19 protein-coding genes are annotated in these 19,371 nt (G+C 64.8%); 15 read left to right on the plus strand and 4 right to left on the minus strand.

The window, feature by feature from the left end; genetic code table 11:
* From IPF49_03890 to IPF49_03940, 11 genes are all read left to right on the plus strand, one after another.
* Nucleotides 1-501, plus strand: coding sequence for a helix-turn-helix domain-containing protein (locus tag IPF49_03890; protein ID MBK6286781.1), 501 nt, complete (start codon nt 1-3; stop codon nt 499-501).
* 14 nt (nt 502-515) lie between these two features.
* A complete protein-coding gene (ispG, locus tag IPF49_03895) occupies nt 516-1,640 on the plus strand; it encodes a flavodoxin-dependent (E)-4-hydroxy-3-methylbut-2-enyl-diphosphate synthase (GenBank protein MBK6286782.1) in 1,125 nt (374 codons plus the stop codon).
* A gap of 87 nt (nt 1,641-1,727) precedes the next feature.
* Entirely contained in the window at nt 1,728-2,924 is a 1,197-nt protein-coding gene (gene hisS, locus IPF49_03900) for a histidine--tRNA ligase (protein MBK6286783.1), read from the plus strand.
* 15 nt (nt 2,925-2,939) lie between these two features.
* Nucleotides 2,940-3,695, plus strand: coding sequence for a tetratricopeptide repeat protein (locus tag IPF49_03905; protein ID MBK6286784.1), 756 nt, complete (start codon nt 2,940-2,942; stop codon nt 3,693-3,695).
* A gap of 8 nt (nt 3,696-3,703) precedes the next feature.
* Nucleotides 3,704-4,885: an outer membrane protein assembly factor BamB gene (gene bamB, locus IPF49_03910; GenBank protein MBK6286785.1), complete on the plus strand. Its 1,182-nt coding sequence runs from the start codon at nt 3,704-3,706 to the stop codon at nt 4,883-4,885.
* A gap of 13 nt (nt 4,886-4,898) precedes the next feature.
* A complete protein-coding gene (gene der, locus IPF49_03915) occupies nt 4,899-6,302 on the plus strand; it encodes a ribosome biogenesis GTPase Der (GenBank protein ID MBK6286786.1) in 1,404 nt (467 codons plus the stop codon).
* Nucleotides 6,303-6,317: 15 nt separating this feature from the next.
* Nucleotides 6,318-6,689: a group III truncated hemoglobin gene (locus tag IPF49_03920; protein MBK6286787.1), complete on the plus strand. Its 372-nt coding sequence runs from the start codon at nt 6,318-6,320 to the stop codon at nt 6,687-6,689.
* 88 nt (nt 6,690-6,777) lie between these two features.
* Nucleotides 6,778-8,406, plus strand: coding sequence for an acyl-CoA synthetase (locus tag IPF49_03925; protein ID MBK6286788.1), 1,629 nt, complete (start codon nt 6,778-6,780; stop codon nt 8,404-8,406).
* 84 nt (nt 8,407-8,490) lie between these two features.
* On the plus strand, nt 8,491-9,306 hold the full coding sequence (locus IPF49_03930) for a crotonase/enoyl-CoA hydratase family protein (GenBank protein MBK6286789.1): 816 nt from the start codon (nt 8,491-8,493) through the stop codon (nt 9,304-9,306).
* 3 nt (nt 9,307-9,309) lie between these two features.
* On the plus strand, nt 9,310-10,011 hold the full coding sequence (locus IPF49_03935; GenBank protein MBK6286790.1) for a nitroreductase family protein: 702 nt from the start codon (nt 9,310-9,312) through the stop codon (nt 10,009-10,011).
* Nucleotides 10,012-10,044: 33 nt separating this feature from the next.
* Complete coding sequence (locus IPF49_03940) at nt 10,045-10,806, plus strand: enoyl-CoA hydratase (protein MBK6286791.1); 762 nt, start codon at nt 10,045-10,047, stop codon at nt 10,804-10,806.
* 6 nt (nt 10,807-10,812) lie between these two features.
* Here IPF49_03940 and IPF49_03945 read toward each other — a convergent pair whose 3' ends face one another.
* From IPF49_03945 to IPF49_03955, 3 genes are all read right to left on the minus strand, one after another.
* Nucleotides 10,813-11,883: a calcium/sodium antiporter gene (locus IPF49_03945; GenBank protein ID MBK6286792.1), complete on the minus strand. Its 1,071-nt coding sequence runs from the start codon at nt 11,881-11,883 to the stop codon at nt 10,813-10,815.
* A 139-nt stretch (nt 11,884-12,022) separates the two neighbouring features.
* Nucleotides 12,023-13,204 (minus strand): acetyl-CoA C-acyltransferase, encoded by a 1,182-nt coding sequence (locus IPF49_03950; protein ID MBK6286793.1) that lies wholly within the window; start codon nt 13,202-13,204, stop codon nt 12,023-12,025.
* 94 nt (nt 13,205-13,298) lie between these two features.
* Nucleotides 13,299-14,294 carry a helix-turn-helix domain-containing protein gene (locus tag IPF49_03955; GenBank protein ID MBK6286794.1) on the minus strand — a complete coding sequence of 332 codons (996 nt, stop codon included), beginning with the start codon at nt 14,292-14,294 and terminating at the stop codon, nt 13,299-13,301.
* Between the two features lie 136 nt (nt 14,295-14,430).
* On the opposite strand from IPF49_03955, the gene IPF49_03960 reads away from it, so the two are divergent.
* From IPF49_03960 to IPF49_03975, 4 genes are all read left to right on the plus strand, one after another.
* On the plus strand, nt 14,431-16,311 hold the full coding sequence (locus IPF49_03960; protein ID MBK6286795.1) for a beta-ketoacyl synthase: 1,881 nt from the start codon (nt 14,431-14,433) through the stop codon (nt 16,309-16,311).
* Nucleotides 16,308-16,817 (plus strand): SRPBCC family protein, encoded by a 510-nt coding sequence (locus tag IPF49_03965; GenBank protein MBK6286796.1) that lies wholly within the window; start codon nt 16,308-16,310, stop codon nt 16,815-16,817. The genes IPF49_03960 and IPF49_03965 overlap by 4 nt, the downstream gene beginning before the upstream one ends.
* Nucleotides 16,818-16,892: 75 nt before the next feature.
* A complete protein-coding gene (locus IPF49_03970; protein ID MBK6286797.1) occupies nt 16,893-17,456 on the plus strand; it encodes a nitroreductase family protein in 564 nt (187 codons plus the stop codon).
* 35 nt (nt 17,457-17,491) lie between these two features.
* A complete protein-coding gene (locus IPF49_03975; protein ID MBK6286798.1) occupies nt 17,492-18,307 on the plus strand; it encodes a crotonase/enoyl-CoA hydratase family protein in 816 nt (271 codons plus the stop codon).
* On the opposite strand, the gene IPF49_03980 is transcribed toward IPF49_03975, so the two are convergent.
* Nucleotides 18,252-19,145 carry a methylated-DNA--[protein]-cysteine S-methyltransferase gene (locus IPF49_03980; GenBank protein MBK6286799.1) on the minus strand — a complete coding sequence of 298 codons (894 nt, stop codon included), beginning with the start codon at nt 19,143-19,145 and terminating at the stop codon, nt 18,252-18,254. The two genes, IPF49_03975 and IPF49_03980, sit on opposite strands and share 56 nt — an antisense overlap.
* Between the last annotated feature and the right edge of the window lie 226 nt (nt 19,146-19,371).

Genomic DNA, 19,371 nt, shown 5'->3' on the forward strand with positions numbered 1-19,371 from the left:
ATGGTTCAGGAAGAGGAGAAGGGCAAGGATCAGCGCAGCCCCGGAGCGTTGCTGCGCACGGGACGCGAGTCCGCGGGACTCAGCATAGAACAGGTCGCCGACAAGCTTCACCTGCTGCAATCGGTGATCAGTTCGCTGGAAACGGATTGTTACGATCGCATTCGCGGCGACACCTTCGTGCGCGGTTATATGCGCAACTACGCGCGCCTGCTCGGGATCAATGATGACGAGGTGGTGGCGCGCTACAATGCCGGCAAACCGGCACATGGCCGGGGAGAGTCGCGCTTTGCGCGCCGGCGCGACAACTGGCGTGGCTCCGCAGGAGCGGGCCGTGTGGGCGTGGTGCTGGCGCTGATGGCGATCAGCGTGCTGGTGATGTTCTACAACCGCCAGCCGCCAACCGTGGCAACGCAGGATGGCGTCGAGGCGGTGACCGTGGAGACTGCCCGGGGCATGCACGTGGTGCCGCTGGCGGGACCCGTGAGACGGGTGCAGCAGTAGCAGGACGGATCGATATGTTACACCCCTCCTCCATCACCCGCAGACGCTCGCGCCAGATCATGGTGGGCGCGGTTGCGGTCGGCGGGGACGCGCCGATCTCGGTACAGAGCATGACCAACACCGAGACCTGCGACGTGGCGGCAACCGTGCGCCAGGTGCAGGCGCTGGCGGATGCGGGCGCCGATATCGTGCGGGTATCGGTGCCGAGCCTGGATGCGGCCGATGCGTTTGCCAGGATTCGCGCGCAGGTGAGCGTGCCGCTGGTGGCCGACATCCATTTCGATCATCGCATTGCGCTGAAAGTGGCGGCCGGTGGCGTGGACTGCCTGCGCATCAACCCCGGCAATATCGGCCGCGAGGACAAGATCCGCGCGGTGGTCGATGCAGCCCGCGATCACGGTATCCCGATTCGCATCGGCGTGAATGCCGGTTCGCTGGAAAAGGACCTGCAAAGCAAATACGGCGAACCCACCGCGGACGCGCTGGTCGAGTCGGCGCTGCGGCACATAGATATCCTCGATCGCCACGATTTCCAGAATTACAAGGTCAGCCTGAAGGCTTCCGATATATTCATGACGGTCGAGGCCTACCGGAAGATTGCCGGCCAGATCGAGCAACCCCTGCACCTCGGCATCACCGAGGCGGGCGGGCTGCGTTCGGGCACGGTGAAGTCGGCGATAGGCCTTGGCATGCTGCTGATGGACGGGATCGGCGATACGATCCGCATTTCGCTGGCGGCCGATCCGGTCGAGGAGGTCAAGGTCGGCTGGGACATGCTGAAAAGCCTGCGGTTGCGCAGCAGGGGCATCAATTTCGTGGCCTGTCCGAGCTGCTCGCGGCAGAATTTCGACGTGATAGCGACCATGAACGAACTCGAGCGGCGCCTCGAGGACGTGCGTGCACCGCTCGATGTGGCGGTCATCGGCTGTTATGTCAACGGGCCGGGCGAATCGCGCGAGGCGGATGTCGGAGTGACCGGGGCGAACCCGCGCAACCTGATTTTCGTCGGCGGCAAGCCGCATCACAAGATCGAGTCGGGCTCGCTGATCGATGACCTCGAGCACACCATACGCAGCGCTCTTGCCGAACAGGCCGCGGCCCTGGAATCGGAATCCGGGAACTTGATTGCCAAAGCCTGAGCCAGGCTTTACCTTGCACTGTTTTTCGCGCAGCACCCCCCGGCCGATCGAGGGCAGAGTTGCGTTCATGTTGTGGAGAGCTTCGCGTTGCAGCAACTCAGGGCCATCAGGGGCATGCCCGATATCCTTCCCGACCAGACTCCGCTCTGGCGGCACGTGGAGCGCTGCATCCAGGAACTGCTTGCGGCATATGCCTACCGCGAGATCCGGCTGCCGGTGCTCGAGCCGACGGAGCTGTTCCAGCGCTCCATCGGCGAGGTCACGGACATCGTCGAAAAGGAAATGTACAGTTTCGTCGACCGCAATGGCGACAGCCTGACCTTGCGTCCCGAGGGAACCGCGGGTTGTGTGCGTGCGGTGCTGCAGAACGGCCTGCTGAACACGCTGCCCCAGCGTTTGTGGTATATCGGGCCGATGTTCCGCCACGAACGCCCGCAGCTCGGGCGCCAGCGGCAGTTCTGCCAGTTCGGCGTCGAGGCATTCGGTTTGCCGGGAGCCGATATCGAGGCCGAGCAACTGCTGATGCTGGCGCGCCTGTGGTGTCGTCTGGGCGTCGATCACCTGCTGCGGCTGGAGATAAACTCGCTCGGTTCGGCGCCCTCGCGCGAGCGCTATCGCCAAGCGCTGGTGGCTTATCTGCTCGAACACCGGGACGCGCTCGACGAGGACAGCCGGCGGCGCATCGGGAGCAATCCGTTGCGGGTGCTCGACAGCAAGCATCCGGATACCCGCGCAGTGCTGAACGGCGCGCCGTCGCTCGCGGATCACCTGGATGAGGAATCGCTCGAGCACTTCGCCACGCTGCGCACCCTGCTGGATGCCGCGGGTGTTGCCTACACCATCAACCCGGGGCTGGTGCGCGGCCTCGATTACTACAGCAAGACGGTCTACGAGTGGGTGACCGAGAGCCTCGGGGCACAGGGCACGGTGTGCGGAGGCGGGCGTTACGATGCGCTGGTGGAGCAGCTGGGGGGGCCTGCCTCGTACGGTGTCGGTTTTGCGATGGGCCTCGAGCGCCTGGTGCTGTTGCTCGCAGCCGCCGGCCGCACGGAGGGCGTCGATGAAAGCCCGCATGTCTACTGGGTGCTGGCCGATCAGGATGCGCACCGCTTTGCACTGGTGCTGGCGGAGCGCCTGCGTGATCAATTACCGTCGTTGCGTATGCAACTCCATTGTGGCGGAGGCTCGCTCAAGAGCCAGATGAAGAAGGCGGACCGCAGCGGCGCGCGGCTCGCGCTGATCGTGGGCGAGACCGAACTCGCGGCGGCGCAGGTCTCGGGCTGATATCAGGGAGATAACGTGGATTCCTACGGTACCGAAGAAGACCAGATTCGTGCGATCCGGCAGTGGTGGGAGCGCAATGGCCCCTCGACGCTGATCGGCGTGGGGCTCGCACTTGCCATCGTATTCGGTTCGCAATGGTGGCAGGAGCGGCAGCGCAGCACCACCGAGCAGGCGAGCATGCTCTACCAGCAGCTGTTGCAGGCGACGGAGCAATCCACTGCCGACAAGGTGCAACAGACGACTGCGGAGCATCTGGCCAGGGAGCTGCTCGATTCGCAGGCCGGCACCCGTTACGGCGATTATGCGAGCCTGCTGCTGGCACGCCTGCAGGTCGATAAAAACGAGCCGGCCGCGGCCGCAGCGGAGTTGCAGGCATTGCTGGAGCGCCAGCCCGATGCCGCTGTCGGTGCGCTTCGGGCATGGTTCAACGGTTTGCTCGGGCGGCACCTGGATTCTCAGCTCGGTGCGCTTGCCCGGGTGCGCCTGGCACGGGTGCTGTTTGCGATGGGACGTTCGGACGAGGCGCTGGCGGCCCTGGATGCGGCCGGCACCGAGGATTTCGCGCTCGAGAAACTCGAGCTGCGCGGCGATATCCTGCGCGCAAACGGTGACACCGGCGGCGCGCGCAAGGCATATGCGCAAGCGCTGGAAATCGCGTCCGGGAGCGCGAGCATGGGCGGGACGCGGCTGCTGGAACTGAAGCAGCAGGAGCTCGATTTGCCGGGGCAGAGTACGCCGCAGGCGACGCAGGCAGCGGAGGAAACACCATGATGGGCAAAATGCAAGCGCTGGGCACGAGGGTGCTGCGGATTCTGCTTGGCGGCGTGCTGCTGCTGTCGCTCGGTGCGTGTAGCGTGATGAACATATTCGATGACGAGGAAGACGAAGCGCAGAAGCCGATGGAACTCGCTGACTTCGAGCCGGAATTGCGCATTCGCAAGGATTGGAGCATCGGGGTAGGCAATGGGCAGGGCAAGTTGTACAACCGTCTGCAGCCGGCGCTTTACGGTGAGGCCATATTCACTGCCTCGGCCAACGGAAGCGTGCAATCGATAAACGCAAGCTCCGGAAAGCGGTTGTGGAAAGCCGACGTCGACACGGAAATTTCCGGCGGTGTCGGCGTCGGCGGCGATCTGGTGCTGGTCGGTACCGCAAAGGGCGGGGTGATCGCGCTCGACAGCGCCAGCGGCCGTGAACTGTGGCGCGCGCAGGTGAGCAGCGAGGTTCTTGCGCCTCCGGCTGCCGATTGGGACGTGGTCGTGGTGCAGACGCTCGATGGCAAGCTGACCGGCTTCGATGTGTCGAGCGGTGCGCGCCGCTGGACCCAGGACAGCAGCATGCCGCTGCTCACGCTGCGCGGTACCGCTGCGCCGCTGCTGGTCGAGGGCGTGGTGTATGCGGCGCTCGCCAACGGGCGCATCGTCGCGCTGAAGGCGGACTCCGGCACCTTGCTGTGGGATGGCCGGATCGCGACCCCACAGGGGCAATCCGAGATCGAGCGCACGGTGGATATCGAGGGTCAGCCGCTGATCGTCGGCAGCGGCATTTACGCGGTGAGCTACCAGGGCAAGCTGGGTGCGCTGAACCTTGCCAACGGTCGCGCGATGTGGGCCCGCGATGCCTCGAGCTATGAGGGAATTGCCGAGGGTTTCGGCAATCTCTACGTGTCGGAAGCGAGCGGTGTGCTGAGCGCCTACGAGATCGCCGGCGGTGCGTTGCGCTGGCAGAACGACCAGATGCTGCGGCGCCAACTGAGTGCGCCGGCCACGGTCGAGAGCTATGTTGCGGTCGCCGACCTCGAGGGCTATGTGCATTTCCACTCGCAGGCCGACGGTCACCTGATGGGACGCGTGCGCGCTGACTCCGACGGCGTTCGCGCGGACATGATCGCACGGGGCGAGCGGCTGTATGTTTTCGGTAACGGCGGTTCGCTGATTTGCTACAAGGTCGAGAAGCTTTGAGGCGTGTCGGTTCGTGATTCCGGTCATCGCCCTGGTCGGGCGTCCCAATGTCGGCAAGTCGACGCTGTTCAATCGGCTGACGCGCAGCCGTGATGCGCTGGTTGCCGACATCCCCGGATTGACCCGTGATCGCCAGTACGGCGAGTTTCGCGCCGGCGAGCGGCGCTTCATCGTCATCGATACCGGCGGGCTGAGCGGGGCCGAGGATGGCATCGATTCGGAAATGGCGCGCCAGTCGCTGGCAGCGGTCGCGGAGTGCGACCTGGCATTGCTGCTGGTCGATGCCCGAGCCGGCATCACGCCGGTGGATCGCGATGTGCTCGCGCGGCTGCGTTCGAGCGGCAAACCTTTCCTGCTGGTGGTCAACAAGATCGACGGTGTCGATGAGCACCAGTTCAGCGCGGAGTTCCACGAACTCGGAGCAAGCAGTCTATACGCCGTGAGCGCCTCGCACGGGCGCGGCACCGCGCAACTGGTCGAGGCGCTGGAGGCATATTTTCCGGCGCGACCCGAGGCCGAGGAGGCGGCGGATGATCCCAGCCGGCGGGTCAAGGTGGCCATCGTGGGACGCCCGAACGTGGGCAAATCGACCCTGGTGAATCGCATCCTCGGGGAAGAGCGGGTGGTCGTCTATGATCAGCCCGGCACCACGCGCGACAGCATTTATATCGCCTTCGACCGCGCGCAAAAACACTACACGCTGATCGATACCGCCGGCGTGCGGCGCAAGCGCAGCGTGCACGAAACCGTGGAGAAATTCTCGATCGTCAAGACCCTGCAGGCAATCGCCGATGCCAACGTGGTGCTGATGCTGGTCGATGCCCACGACGGGCTGGTCGAGCAGGACGTTCACCTGCTGGGGCACGTGATCGACAGCGGCCGCTCGCTGATCATCGTGTGCAACAAGTGGGACGGGCTCGATCATGACCAGAAGAAGTCCGTCCGCAGCGAACTCGACCGGCGGCTGATGTTCGCCGATTTTGCGGAAGTGCATTTCATCTCGGCGCTGCACGGCTCCAACGTCGGCCAGCTCTATGCCGCCATCGACCGCGCCTACGCCAGTGCGCGCGCCAAGGTGCCCACCAACCGCCTGACCGCCTTGCTCGAGAGCGCCGTGGCCGCGCATTCGCCGCCGCTGGTGCACGGGCGACGGATCAAGCTGCGCTTCGCTCACCCGGGCGGCAGCAACCCGCCGGTGATCGTGGTGCATGGCAACCAGACCGAGCGCGTGCCGGATCATTACACGCGTTATCTCGAGAAATTCTTCCGCCGCGAACTGAAACTGGTGGGAACGCCGCTCAGGATCGAGTTCGTGACCACCGAGAATCCATTCGCCGGCAAGCGCAACACGCTGACTCCGCGCCAGGAATTCAAGCGCAAGCGGATGATGAAACACATCAAGAAGACCCGTCGCTGAGACGGTCGCCGCGTCATGGACCCGCGACCCGATCTCGACAGCCCGGAACGGATCCGGACGTTCATCGAGGCGTTCTATGCGCGAGTGCTGGCCGATCCGCTGCTGGCGCCGATATTTCTCGATGTGGCGGATATCGATCTGTCCAGGCACATCCCGATCATCTGCGCGTACTGGGAAAAGCTGATTCTCGGCGCTGACGGCTACCGGCGTCACACCATGAACATCCACCGCGCCCTGCACGCGAAACGCCCCCTTGACCCGCAGGCCTTCGAGCGCTGGCTGAGGCTGTTCCACGAGGCACTCGATGCGCAGTTCGAGGGCCCGCTGGCGCAGCGGGCGAAGTCCGTGGCAGCGCGCATCGCGCACAACATGCAGGCGCTCCTCTGAGCGCCGGATTGGGCCATTGTCATTTGCTCGCCCCGCCGGTCTCGCTTATTCTGCCAAGCCCGTTGTCGGTATTCTGGAGAAACTGCCCATGCCTGCTCCGCACTTCAATATCGCGGATATGTTCGAGCTGGTCGCGGATGCGGTAGGCGAGCGCGAGGCGCTGGTTTGTGGCGAGCGACGCCTGCGTTACGCGGATCTCGAGCAGCGTGCGAACCGGCTGGCGCATTTTCTCGCGGCGCGGGGCGTCGGCGTCGGCGACAAGGTCGGCCTGTACCTGTACAACGGTAACGAGTACCTCGAGGGAATGCTGGCCTGCTTCAAGATCCGGGCGGTGCCGGTCAACCTGAATTACCGCTATGTCGACGAAGAGCTCGAGTACATGTTCCGCAACTCGGACATGGTTGCGTGTGTGCACCATCGCGAATTCGGACCGCATATCGCCGCGGTACATGCCCGCGCGCCGGCGCTGAAGACGCTGGTCGCGGTCGAGGACGACAGCGCGGCCCCGATCGAGCCGGGTACCACGCGTTACGAAAATGCGCTCGAGCAGGGCGCACCCGGGCGCGATTTCGCCGAACGTTCCGATGAGGACCTGTTCATCCTGTATACGGGCGGTACCACCGGTTCACCAAAGGGCGTGATGTGGCCGCACAAGGCCGTGTTCTTCGCGGCAATGGGCGGCGGCGGACATTTTCATCCCGCCGGACCGATCAAGGAACCCGCGGATATCGTGGTGCGCGTCACCGAGGGGCATCCGATCGCCGGGATGGCGCTGGCACCGCTGATGCACGGTGCCTGCTGGTGGTATGCCTGCATACAGTTGCTGGCGGGCAACAAGCTGGTATTGAACCCGCACCGTTCGCTCGCTGGTGAGCAGGTGTGGGACATCATGGAGCGCGAGAAGGTCAACGCGCTGACCATAGTCGGTGATGCGATGGCCATTCCGCTGCTCGATTCGCTGGATGCCAATCCGGGCCGCTGGGACTTGTCGGCGGTTTTCAGCGTCGGGTCAGGGGGCGCGGTATTCTCGGAATCGAAGCAGGCGAAATTCCGCGAATATTTCCCGAATGTGTTCATCACCAATTCTTTTGGCTCCTCCGAATCGGGGCAGATGGGCATGGATAGCGGCCAGCGCAAGGGCAGCGATGGCAACGGGCTCGGCAATGTGACGCGAAGCCCGTTCATGGATGTGATCGTCGAAGAGGAGCTGCGTCATGCCGGGGCCGGCGATATGGGTATTTTCGCGCGCTCGGGACATATTCCGATCGGGTATTACAATGACCCGGTCAAGACCGCGAAGACCTTTGTCGAGATCGACGGCAAACGGTGGTTGCTGACCGGTGATTCCGCGCGTCTCGAAGCGGATGGTTCGATCACGGTGTTCGGCCGCGGCTCCAATTGCATCAACAGCGGCGGCGAAAAGATTTTCCCCGAGGAAGTCGAGCAGGCGCTGAAGGCGCACCCGCAGGTATTCGATGCGCTGGTGGTCGGTACCCCCGACGAGCGCTGGGGGCAGAAGGTGACCGCCGTGATCGCCGGGCGTGAAGGCAGCAGACCGACACTCGCATCGCTGCAGGAAGAGGCCCGCAAGCATATCGCCGGCTACAAGGTGCCGCGTGAACTGCACATCGTCGACGCAATCCCCCGCGCGCCAAGCGGCAAGCCCGATTATTTGCGGGCCCGCGATATTGCGCTTTCGGGCCGGTACCAGGCCTAGCGCTCGGGCGTGGCACCTGGCCACCTGAGCATGGCGCGACGCCTGGCCAGGAAGCCGGAAACATCAATCAGGGAGTCCGATATCATGGAACAACTTTCCATAAGCACCAGCAGCTGCCTGGTCGCGCGCACCGGCCACACGCTGGTCGTGACGCTGAACAGGCCCGAGGCAAAGAACGCGTTCAACCCGCCGATGCTGGTCGGCATGTATCGCGCCTGGCGCCTGCTCGATGCCGATGACACGCTGCGGTGCGCGGTGCTGACGGCGCGCGGCGACACTTTCTGCGCCGGCATGGATCTGAAAGCCGGTCCGGAGGGTGGCGACGACGGGGGGGAGATTCAGGCGTTGATGAAGGATGTCCCCAACCTCCATTGGCAGGCCCTGTTGCGTGACAACCGCCCCGGCAAGCCGCTGATTCTGGCGGTCGAGGGCTTTGCGCTGGCAGGCGGTACCGAGATCCTCCAGGGAACGGATATCCGCGTGGGCGCCGAGGACGCGGTATTCGGGGTCACCGAGGTCGCGCGCGGGCTCTATCCGATGGCCGGCTCGACCATTCGCCTGCGGCGCCAGATACCGTATTGCATCGCCGCGGAAATTCTCCTGACCGGACGCCATGTCAGCGCACAGGAAGCACTTGCCTGGGGCCTGATCAACAAGGTGGTGCCCAAGGGGAAGACACTCGAGGCAGCGCTCGAGATTGCCGCGCAGATCGGGCGCAACGGTCCGGTTGCCGTCAGGGCGGTCATGAAGTCGTTGCGCGAACACCAGGAGTGCCTCGACGAGGCAGATGCCATGCTGCGTTCGGATGAGGTGGGCTGGCCGGTCTTTGCCACCGAGGACGCGCGCGAGGGCATGAAGGCGTTCAAGGAAAAACGTCCGGCCGAATTCAAGGGGCGCTGAATCATGGAAATAGCGACCGACAAGTGCAGCACGGGCGGCGATTGCCTGGATTTCGACGCGGCGGTCCGGGCGCGGCGCTCGGTGCGCGCGTTCCGGCCCGAGCCGGTTGCGCGTGAATTGCTCGAGCACGTTTTCGAGCTTGCCAATCATGCCCCGTCGAACTGCAACACCCAGCCCTGGCACACCGTGATCGCCAGTGGCGCGGCGTGCGAGCGCTTGCGGCAGAAATTCCAGCAATCGCTCGCGCAGGGGCAATATGCCATGGATTTTCCCTACGAGGGCCGCTACGCCGGCGTGTTTCGCGAGCGGCAATTCGATGCGGCGGAGCGACTCTATGGCGCAATGGGTATCGCGCGCGAGGACAAGGCCGCACGGGGCACCGCGTTCATGCGCAATTTTGCGTTTTTTGACGCCCCGCACGTCGTGTTCCTGTTCATGCCCGAGTGGTGCGGAATTCGCGAGGCCGCCGATGTCGGCATGTATGCACAAACCCTGATGCTGGGCCTGAGCGCGCATGGGCTGGCCAGTTGTCCGCAGACCGCGCTCAGCTTCAACGCGGACATGGTGCGTGAGGAACTCGGAGTCGACGCCAGCTATCGTCTGCTGTTCGGTTTGTCGCTGGGATATGAAGACACCGCACATCCCGCCAACGACAGCCGCATCGGGCGCGCAGCGCTCGGCGAGGTGCTTCGTTTTGTCGATTGATGCCGCCAGCGGAAATGGATACGGGGATCAAACATGAGCGCTACCGTGATCAGCAGACTCGAAGACGGCGTGCTTGCGCTGACGCTGAACCGCCCGGCCCGCAAGAATGCCTTCAGCCGTGAACAATGGAACGCATTTGCCGATGCGCTGGAAAGTGCCCGCGATGACCGTCGGGTCGCGGTCGTGGTGTTGACCGGCGCCGGCGGAAATTTTTCCTCGGGCACCGATCTTCACGAGTTCAATACGGACGATGGCGAGCATCCGTTCGGACGTTGCGCGCGTATCGTGTGCGAGTTCGACAAGCCGCTGATCGGTGCGGCGTGCGGTATCGCGCTCGGTGGCGGTGCCACGCTGCTGTTTCACTGCGATATCCTCTATGTGGGCGAGAGCCTGCGAATGCGTCTGCCGTTCGTGAATCTCGGGTTGGTGCCGGAGTTCGGCAGCAGCTACCTGTTGCAGGCCAATATCGGCGCCAGGCGTGCGGCCGAGCTGTTTTTCACCGCGGAGTGGATCGATGCCGCACGGGCGCTGGAAACCGGAATAGCGACCGCCGTGATACCGGATGCACACCTGCTCGGGCATGCGCTGGCCAAGGCGCGCGAGATCGCGGCGTGGCCGACCAGCGCTCTGCAGGAAACCAAGCGCACCCTGAAGCAGGCGAACCGCGCCGGTCTGCAGGCGGCATTGCAGGTGGAGTCCGAGGGCATGGCGCGCACCGCCGGCTCGCCGGAAAACATCGAGGCCATAACGGCGTTTATCGAGAAACGCGCACCGGATTTCAGCAAGTTCCGCTGAGCGCAATCAGCAGTCTGCGCGTCGCAGGCGTGGCGTGCGCCAGAGGATGACGGCAAACGTGATGATCGTGAGCGGCAGCACGAACGCGATCATGGCGTTACGGTAATCATTCAGTGCGTCGTGCGCGGTTGCCGTCAGTACCAGGTACGTGGTGTAGGCGATGTAGTAGAACAGGAACAGGCCGCCTTCCCAGCGCGAGATCAGGTGTTTGCGGAAGAAAACCGGCAGGCAGGCGATCGCGACCGCGGTCATGACCGGGATATCGAACTTCAGCGCCGCCTCGGCGACATGGACACCCTGCGGCGCCACCAGCGCAGTGAATCCCAGCACCGAAAAAATATTGAAGATGTTGCTTCCGATCACATTGCCCACGGCAATATCGCGCTCGCCCCTGAGACTGGCCAGCACCGATGTCGCGAGTTCCGGCAGCGATGTGCCCGCTGCGATGATGGTCAGTCCGATCAACAACTCCGATACGCCCAGCGAGCGCGCGACGCCGGTGGCGCCGATCACCAGGCCGCGCGAGCCGGCGACCAGCAACAGCAGTCCCGCGCCAATCCAGGCGAGGTTGCGGGCGATGCGGGTCGCCTCATGTGTGGCTGTCAGCCCATCGACGGGAGTTGCACTGGAACCCCGGCCCGTGCGGATCTGGAAAGCAATGTAGAGACCGATAATGGAGGCGAGCACGGCGCCCTCGAGGCGACCGAGGTGATTGTCGAGCGCCAGAACCCACAGCAACACCGAACCCGCGATCATGATCGGCACATCGAGACGCACCAGTTGTGCCGAGACCGCGAGCGGCGCCGCCAGCGCGGACAGCCCGAGAATGAGCAATATGTTGAAGATATTGCTGCCGACCACGTTGCCGAGCGCGATATCGGGCGATCCGCTCAGCGCCGAATCGAGGCTCACCGCGAGTTCGGGCGCGCTGGTGCCGAAGGCGACGACCGTCAGACCGATCACCAGCGCCGGTATGCCGGCTGCCGCGGCGAGACGCGAGGCCCCGCGCACCAGCAACTCGGCGCCGAACACGAGTACCGCGAATCCGCCAATCATGAGAAGAATGTTGATGATCATGCCGGGTGCGGGTCAGAACGCGGGAACTGCATAAACGACGCGCCGCGCAGGATAACGCAGCCTTGAATCACGCGACAGGCTCTCCCCGCCTGCCGCCCGCGCCAAACCGGGGCCCTGCGCACTGTGCGATTCAGCACACTCAGAGGAGCTCGATCGCAACCGCGGTCGCTTCGCCCCCGCCGATGCACAGGCTTGCGACGCCACGCTGCTTGCCGTGCCGGCGCAGCGCATACATCAGGCTGACGATGATGCGGCTGCCGCTCGAACCGATCGGGTGACCCTGGGCGCAGGCGCCGCCGTGCACGTTGACCCTGGCCTCGTCGAGACCGAGTTCGCGGATCGCGAGCATCGTGACCATCGCGAAGGCTTCGTTTATCTCGAACAGGTCGACGTCGTCCTTGCTCCAGCCGGTTTTGGCGAACAGCTTCTGCATCGCACCGATCGGTGCCGTGGTGAACAGGCCCGGTTCGTGGGAATGGCGCGCGTGCCCGAGGATGCGTGCCACGGGTGCGAGACCTCGACGCAGCGCCTCGCCGGCAGTGGTCAGTACCAGCGCCGACGCTCCGTCGGAAATCGAACTCGAGTTGGCCGCGGTGATGGTGCCGTCCTTCGCAAAGGCCGGTTTGAGGTGGGGAATCTTTTCCGGCCTGGCGCTGAGTGGCTGCTCGTCCACGTCGACGACAGTCTCGCCCTTGCGGCTGGTGACGGTCACCGGGACGATTTCGGCCTTCAGCGCGCCGCTCTCGATGGCCTTGCAGGCACGGTTCAGCGACTGGATCGCAAACGCGTCCATCTGCTCGCGCGTGAGGCCTTTTTCATTGGCGGTTTCCTGCGCAAACGAGCCCATGGCGCGCCCGGTATAGGCATCTTCCAGCCCGTCATAGAACATGTGGTCCTTGAGTTCCGCATGCCCCAGGCGGATGCCCTGACGGGCGTTCAGCAGCAGGTGAGGGGCGCCGCTCATGCTTTCCATGCCGCCCGCGACCATGACGCTGTTGGTGCCGGCCTTCAATTGGTCATGCGCGAGGATCACCGCCTGCATACCGGAGCCGCACAGCTTGTTGATGGTTGTCGCGCCGGCCGATTTGGGGATGCCGGCGGCAATGGCCGCCTGGCGTGCCGGGCCCTGCCGCACGCCGGCTGGCAGCACACAGCCCATGATGACCTCGTCGATATCGCTGGCGGCGAGTCCACTGCGCTCGATTGCCGCGGCTATTGCCGTGGCCCCGAGCTGCACCGCGCTGGTGCCCGCAAACACCCCGTTCATGCCACCCATCGCGGTGCGCGCACCGCCCGCAATCACCACTGTCATGTCGTCCATCTGTCGGCCTCCGCAATCTGCAACTGCTGTCCGGCGCGGTTTTTTCCACCGCAGGGCGCGCATTTGGCCATACCCTGCGCGGGGCGGCAAGCGTTCAGCCCGATCCGGAGGCGCCGAACAGCTTGCCACGCGCACGGCGCCGGTAGTCCTGCGGCGAGCTGCCGACGTGGGTGGTGAACGCGCGACTGAAACGGCTCAGCTCGGAATAGCCGCAACGATGGCCGATTTCGCTGATCGACAGATTGCTCTGGCGCAACAGGTCGCGTGCCAGGTTGAGCCGCGCACGTTGCAGGAATCCATGCGGCGAGACCCCGAACGCAGAACCGAAACGGCGGCTGAAACTGCGTGCGCTGAGTCCCACGTGCGCGGCGATCTGCGCCATCCGCAACGGCTCATCGAGCCGTGCCAGCATCCAGTCCTGTGCCACCCACATCAGTTCGTCGGGATGCGCGCCGGCCGCGCCCTCGACAATGCCGTGAGGTTCGAACGGGCGGCGGATCTCGGGCGAGAACTGGCTTTCCACCTGGTGGGCGTCGGCGGCGCTGAACAGCTCGCGTATGAAATGGAGCATCAGGTCCGCCACCGAATTCACGCTGCCCGCGCAATAGAACGACCCCGAATGGGTGATCAGATGGCGTCGCTGCAGACGCACCTTGGGGAAGCGCGCGGCGAAATCATCGAAAAAGGACCAGTGCGTGGTGGCAGGCCGGTCGTCGAGCAGTCCGGCCGCTGCCAGGAAATAACTTCCGGTGCCCACGGCACACAGGCGCGCGCCGCTCTCGGCCAGGCGCGCCAGGGAGGCGCTGATGCCGGGATGGCGATCCACGCTGTTCACCGGCGCACGCCACAGGGAAGGAATGATCACGAGCTCCGCGCGCTCAACGGTGGCTGCTGCCGTGTCGGCCAGAAGTGTCAGTGCGCCCGACATCCGCACCGGAGCGCCCTGTTCCGACACCAGGGAAATCCGCAGTGAGCGACCGCGGCGGGTGTGGGCGACATGATGCTGCCGCGCGGCGCGCAGCATCTCCAACGGCAAGGCGATGCTGGAGGCAAGCGCGTCATCGATGGCAAACACGACGATTTCCGGCATGCTGGAACCTCGACTCGACTGGCTGTAAATGGAAAGTGTATGGCTGAAATTGGCTAATACCAAGCGTTGGCTCCGCCTAGACTGGGTCTACCTCAGTAATCACCAGGCCGGCGTGGCCACGCAGCGAGCGGTTTCGATGTCCAGACTCCCCGTGATCACCGGTTTCGGCGGCTTTTCGCCCGCGGGGCGCAGCTCCGCTCATCATGGTTACCGGCGCCTCGTGATCGATGCGTTGCCCGCGGCGCTTGCCGATGCCACCTGGCAGAGTCTCGCCAGCCTGATGAATCTGCCCGACAGCCGCTCGCCCGGCGCGCGCCAGCAAATCCGCGCGCACACCCTGGTAAGGCGCATCGAAAGCGCGCATTTCGACAGCGAGCGAATTCCCTGGCAGCGACGCATGCACTGGTCAGCCGCTGGCGCCGAGGGGCTGCATATCCGCGTCGGTACTTCGCAGTTGCCCGACCCGTTGCCACCCGGCTGGCAACTGCTCTCGACCCAGGGGCGGGAGAGCGAGATCCGCATCGACGGCGCGACCGAGGTACTGGTCCCGACCGAACGCCGCTCGGAGGTGAATGCGGCCGGCCAGTTGCCGAGCGGGTTTGAACCCGCAAGCCTGTATCCGGCCCGCAGTCACCCGCGCGGTCTGCAGATGACGGTGTGCGGGGCGTCCGATGCCTTGCTCTCGCTTGGCATTGATTGGGAGCGGGTGCTGGAGCGCGTGCGACCCGATCGCATCAGTGTGTATGCCGGCAGCGGCATGGGTCAGCTCGATGGCCATGGCAATGGCGGCATGGTGGCCTCGCGGCTACAGGGCAAGCGGGTCAGTTCCAAGCAGTGCCCGTTCGGTTTCGCGGAAATGCCGGCCGATTTCATCAATGCGTATGTGCTCGGCAGTCTCGGCAACACGGGCACCAGCATGGGCGCCTGCGCCTCGTTTCTCTACAACCTGCGCATGGGGGTGAGCGATATCCAGAGCGGTCGTGCCCGCATCGCGATAGTTGGCAACGCGGAAGCGCCGATCACGCCGGAAATCATCGAAGGCTATGCCGCGATGGGTGCGCTGGCGACCGACGAGGGCTTGCGGGCACTCGACGGGCTCGGCGCCGATGCGCTACCGGATCACCGGCGTAGCTGCCGCCCGTTCGCCGCCAACTGCGGGTTCACGATCGCCGAATCGGCACAGTTCGTGGTGCTGATGGACGATGCGCTGGCACTGGAGCTCGGTGCCAGCGTGTACGGTGCGGTTGCCGATGTGTTCGTGAACGCCGACGGCTACAAGAAATCGATTGCCTCGCCGGGCGTCGGCAACTACCTGACCATGGCACGTGCCGCGGCACTGGCGCGCGCGATCGTCGGCGAGGAGGGGTTGCGGCAGCGCTCGTTCGTGCAGGCTCACGGTACCGGCACGCCGCAGAACAGGGTGAGCGAATCTCACATTCTCGATGAAACGGCACGGGTCTTCGGTATTCGCGACTGGCCGGTATGTGCCCTGAAAGCCTATCTCGGGCACTCGATCGGTGCCGCGGCCGGTGACCAGCTGGTGATGAGTCTCGGCGTCTGGGCCGACGGGGTGCTGCCGGGCATATTGACCGCGGACCACTCGGCCGACGATGTGCACAGCGCGCATCTCGATATCCTGCGCCGGCACAGCACGCGCGACCCGCGTGAGCTCGATGTGGCGCTGATCAACGCCAAGGGTTTTGGCGGCAACAACGCGAGCGCCACGGTGCTAGCGCCGCATGTGACGCAGCGCATGCTGGCCGCGCGTCATGGTCGCGCGCAGCTCGACGCCTGGGCGAAGCGCAACGAGGCCGTGCGCGCCGTCGCCAGCGAGTACGATGCGCGCGCGTGCGCCGGCGCGACTGCGCCGGTCTACCGCTTCGACCACGGCGTGCTGCATGGCGAAGACCTGCAGTGGGATGCGCATACACTGCGCGTTCCGGGTTACGCGCAGGCGATCGATCTCGACCTGCGTTCGCCCTACGAGGATATGCCAGCGGATGGAGACCGCCAATGAACAATGCGGCCGAATATCGTGTGACCATCGCGATGCCGCGGGCGCGCGCCTGGGAAAAGCTGCGCGACCTGGGGCTGGCGCACAATTATGTGCCGGGACTGGTGCGTACCGAGATCACCACCGGCGCGCGGACCGGTGTGGGCGCGAGCCGCCGGGTGTACCAGAGCGAGACGCGTTTCCTCGACGAGACGGTGATCGATTGGGGCGAGGGACACGGTTTCGTGATCCGTCTGCACCGGGGGAACAATGGCGCGCCCGCGCCATTCAGCGAGGCGACATTTCGCTACTGGCTGGATGATGCCGAGGACGGAAATACGAGCCTCTGCACCACACTGGCGTACACGGTGCGCTGGGGGCTGCTCGGCAAGCTGCTCGATCGCCTGGTGTTGGCGAAAGCCATCCGCAGCTCGACCCGCGATGTGGCGATCTGTCTCAAGGATTTCTACGAGCGTGGCGTGGCGCTCGATCCGGCGCGGTTGCGGGAATTGAAACAACACCGAGCCTGATCGCGCTGAACAGCCGTTGCAATGTGCGGGGCTGCTTGGCACAGTACCTCCACTTCCCGCCATCAAGACCTTGCCATGGATGCGCTCACCGCCCTGCTCAGCCGCAGTTCCGCCAGCCGTCTCGTCGAACCTGCGCCGCTGGGTGAGGCGCGCGAGCGCATTTTCCGTGCCGCGCTGCGGGCCCCGGATCACGGGCACCTGAGACCCTGGCGGTTCCTGGTCGTGGAGGGCGAGGGGCGTGCCCGTCTTGGCGCCGCGCTGGCGAGAGCAATGCAGCGTCATGCGCCGGATACCGCGCCGCAGGCGCTGGACAGGCTGCGGGCCAATCCGCTGCGCGCGCCGCTGCTGGTCGTGCTGGTGGCGCATCTCGGGGCGCATCCGAAAGTACCCGAGATCGAACAGTTGCACTCGCTCGCCTGTGCCGCCGGATACATGCTGCTGGCAGCGCACGCCGAAGGCTTTGGCGCCATCTGGCGTACCGGCGAGATCAGCTATACGGCCGAACTGCGTGCCGAACTGGGCCTGGCGGAGAACGAGCGTGTGCTCGGCTTTCTGTATCTCGGCACCCCGGAGGGTCCGCCGAAGCCGCCGGAGGAATTGCCGCTCGAGGCGCATTTCCGCCCCTGGCCGCAAGCCTGAGCAACCCTCATTATTCTGCAAACGGAAGCATGTGCATGGACAGTCCGCAATTCGAAACCCTGGTGCTCACGCTGGACGAGTGCGTCGCGCTGGTCGAACTGAATCGGCCCGCCAAGGCCAACTCGATGAGCGCCGCGATGTGGTCCGATCTCGATGCCTGCTTTCGCTGGTGCGACAGCGAGAGCGCAGTGCGGGTGGTGGTGCTGGCGGCGCGCGGCAAGCACTTCTGCGCCGGAATCGATCTGCAGATGTTTGCCGCGCTCGATGACCAGCAACTCGAGGCAGCGCGTCGCGCCGAGCAGCGGCGAAACACCATAGAGCGGCTGCAGGCCAACCTCGGCGCGATCGAGCGATGCCGCAAGCCCGTGCTGGCGGCGATCCAGCACACCTGCATCGGCGGCGGCGTCGACATGGTAAGTTGCTGCGATATGCGCTATTGCACCCGGGATGCGTATTTCTCGATCAAGGAAATCGAACTCGGGATGGTGGCCGATGTCGGCACCTTGCAGCGTCTGCCACGCCTGATCGGCGACGGTCTGATGCGCGAACTCGCCTACACCGGGCGGCGCATGAATGCCGACGAGGCGCAGCAAAGCGGCCTCGTGAATCGCGTCTACGCCGATCGCGAACAGATGCTCGGGGAAGTCATGACCATTGCTCGCACCATCGCCTCGCACTCGCCGCTGGCGATTCGCGGCACCAAGGAAGTGTTGCTCTACGGGCGCGATCACAGCGTCGAGGAAGGCCTGCGTTATATCGCGAACTGGAACGCCGGCATGTTGAGCGCCGATGACCTCATGCGCTCCGTGGCGGCAGCTGGCAAGCGCGAGGATCTGCGGTTTCCGGACTGAGTGCAGCCGCTTCCCGCCCGAGCATCGCCAGTTTGCGGGTTCGCCCCCAGCGGTATCCGCCGAATTCTCCCATGCCGCGGATCACGCGGTGACAGGGGACCAGGTAGGCGATGGCATTGCGACCGACCGCCTGGCCGACCGCGCGCGCGGCGCGTGGCTTGCCGATTGCCGTGGCAATGTCGCCGTAGGTGCACAGTCGTCCTTCGGGTATGCGCAATAAAGCCTCCCATACCTGCAATTGAAAATTGGTCCCGCGCAGCAGCAGCGCAAGCGGTTTGCCGTCGCTTGGCAAGCCGCCGAATATCCGGCCCGCAAGCGCCGCGCTTTCGTGTTCGTGCGCGGCCAGGCTCGCATTGGGCCATTCCGCGCGCAGCGCTTGCAGCATGGCGTCGTGATCGTGTTCGTGCGCGAAGGCGAGATGACAAATGCCGCGCGGCGTAAACCCGAGCAGGCATTCTCCGAACGGCGTGGGCGGAAAGCCGTAGCGGATCTGCAGCCCGGACCCACTGCGGGCGAGTTCTCCCGGCGTCACTGCCCAGGTGTTGACGACCAGGTCGTGCAGACGCCCGCCACCGGACAGCCCGAGTTCGTCGGCGACTTCCAGTATCGGGCGTTGCTCCAGCAGCAGTTGCCGCGCGTGTTGCTTGCCCAGGAATTGCAGGAATCGCTTGGGACTGACCCCCGCCCAGCGCGTGAACAGCCGCTGGGTCTGAAATTCGCTCAACCCGAGTTCGTGGGCCAGCGTCGGCAGTTCCGGTTGTTCCCGCCGGTGTGTCTGCAGGAAATCCAGTGCAGCTTCGATCCGCCGGTAATCGTCGCAGTCGGCGCGCAGGTTCATGTTTGATGGAGCCTCTCGGGTAATTCTGCAGCCATGATACCGGGCGGCGCGCGGATGGCGACCCGATTGTTGCATCGTGCGCCAGCGTGGAGCAGCGCGCAGCCGGGCGGTACGCTATTTGCTGAGCAACGAACAGTTTCGGGGCAATTCGCGGTATTGGCGTGATAACGCCGTGCCGATGCGCGCCAACATGGTGCGTAGCCTCGAAGTCGTGCACGGTATTGAT

The sequence above is a fragment of the Gammaproteobacteria bacterium genome (assembly GCA_016705365.1).
In the GTDB taxonomy this organism is placed as follows: Bacteria; Pseudomonadota; Gammaproteobacteria; order Pseudomonadales; family UBA5518; genus UBA5518.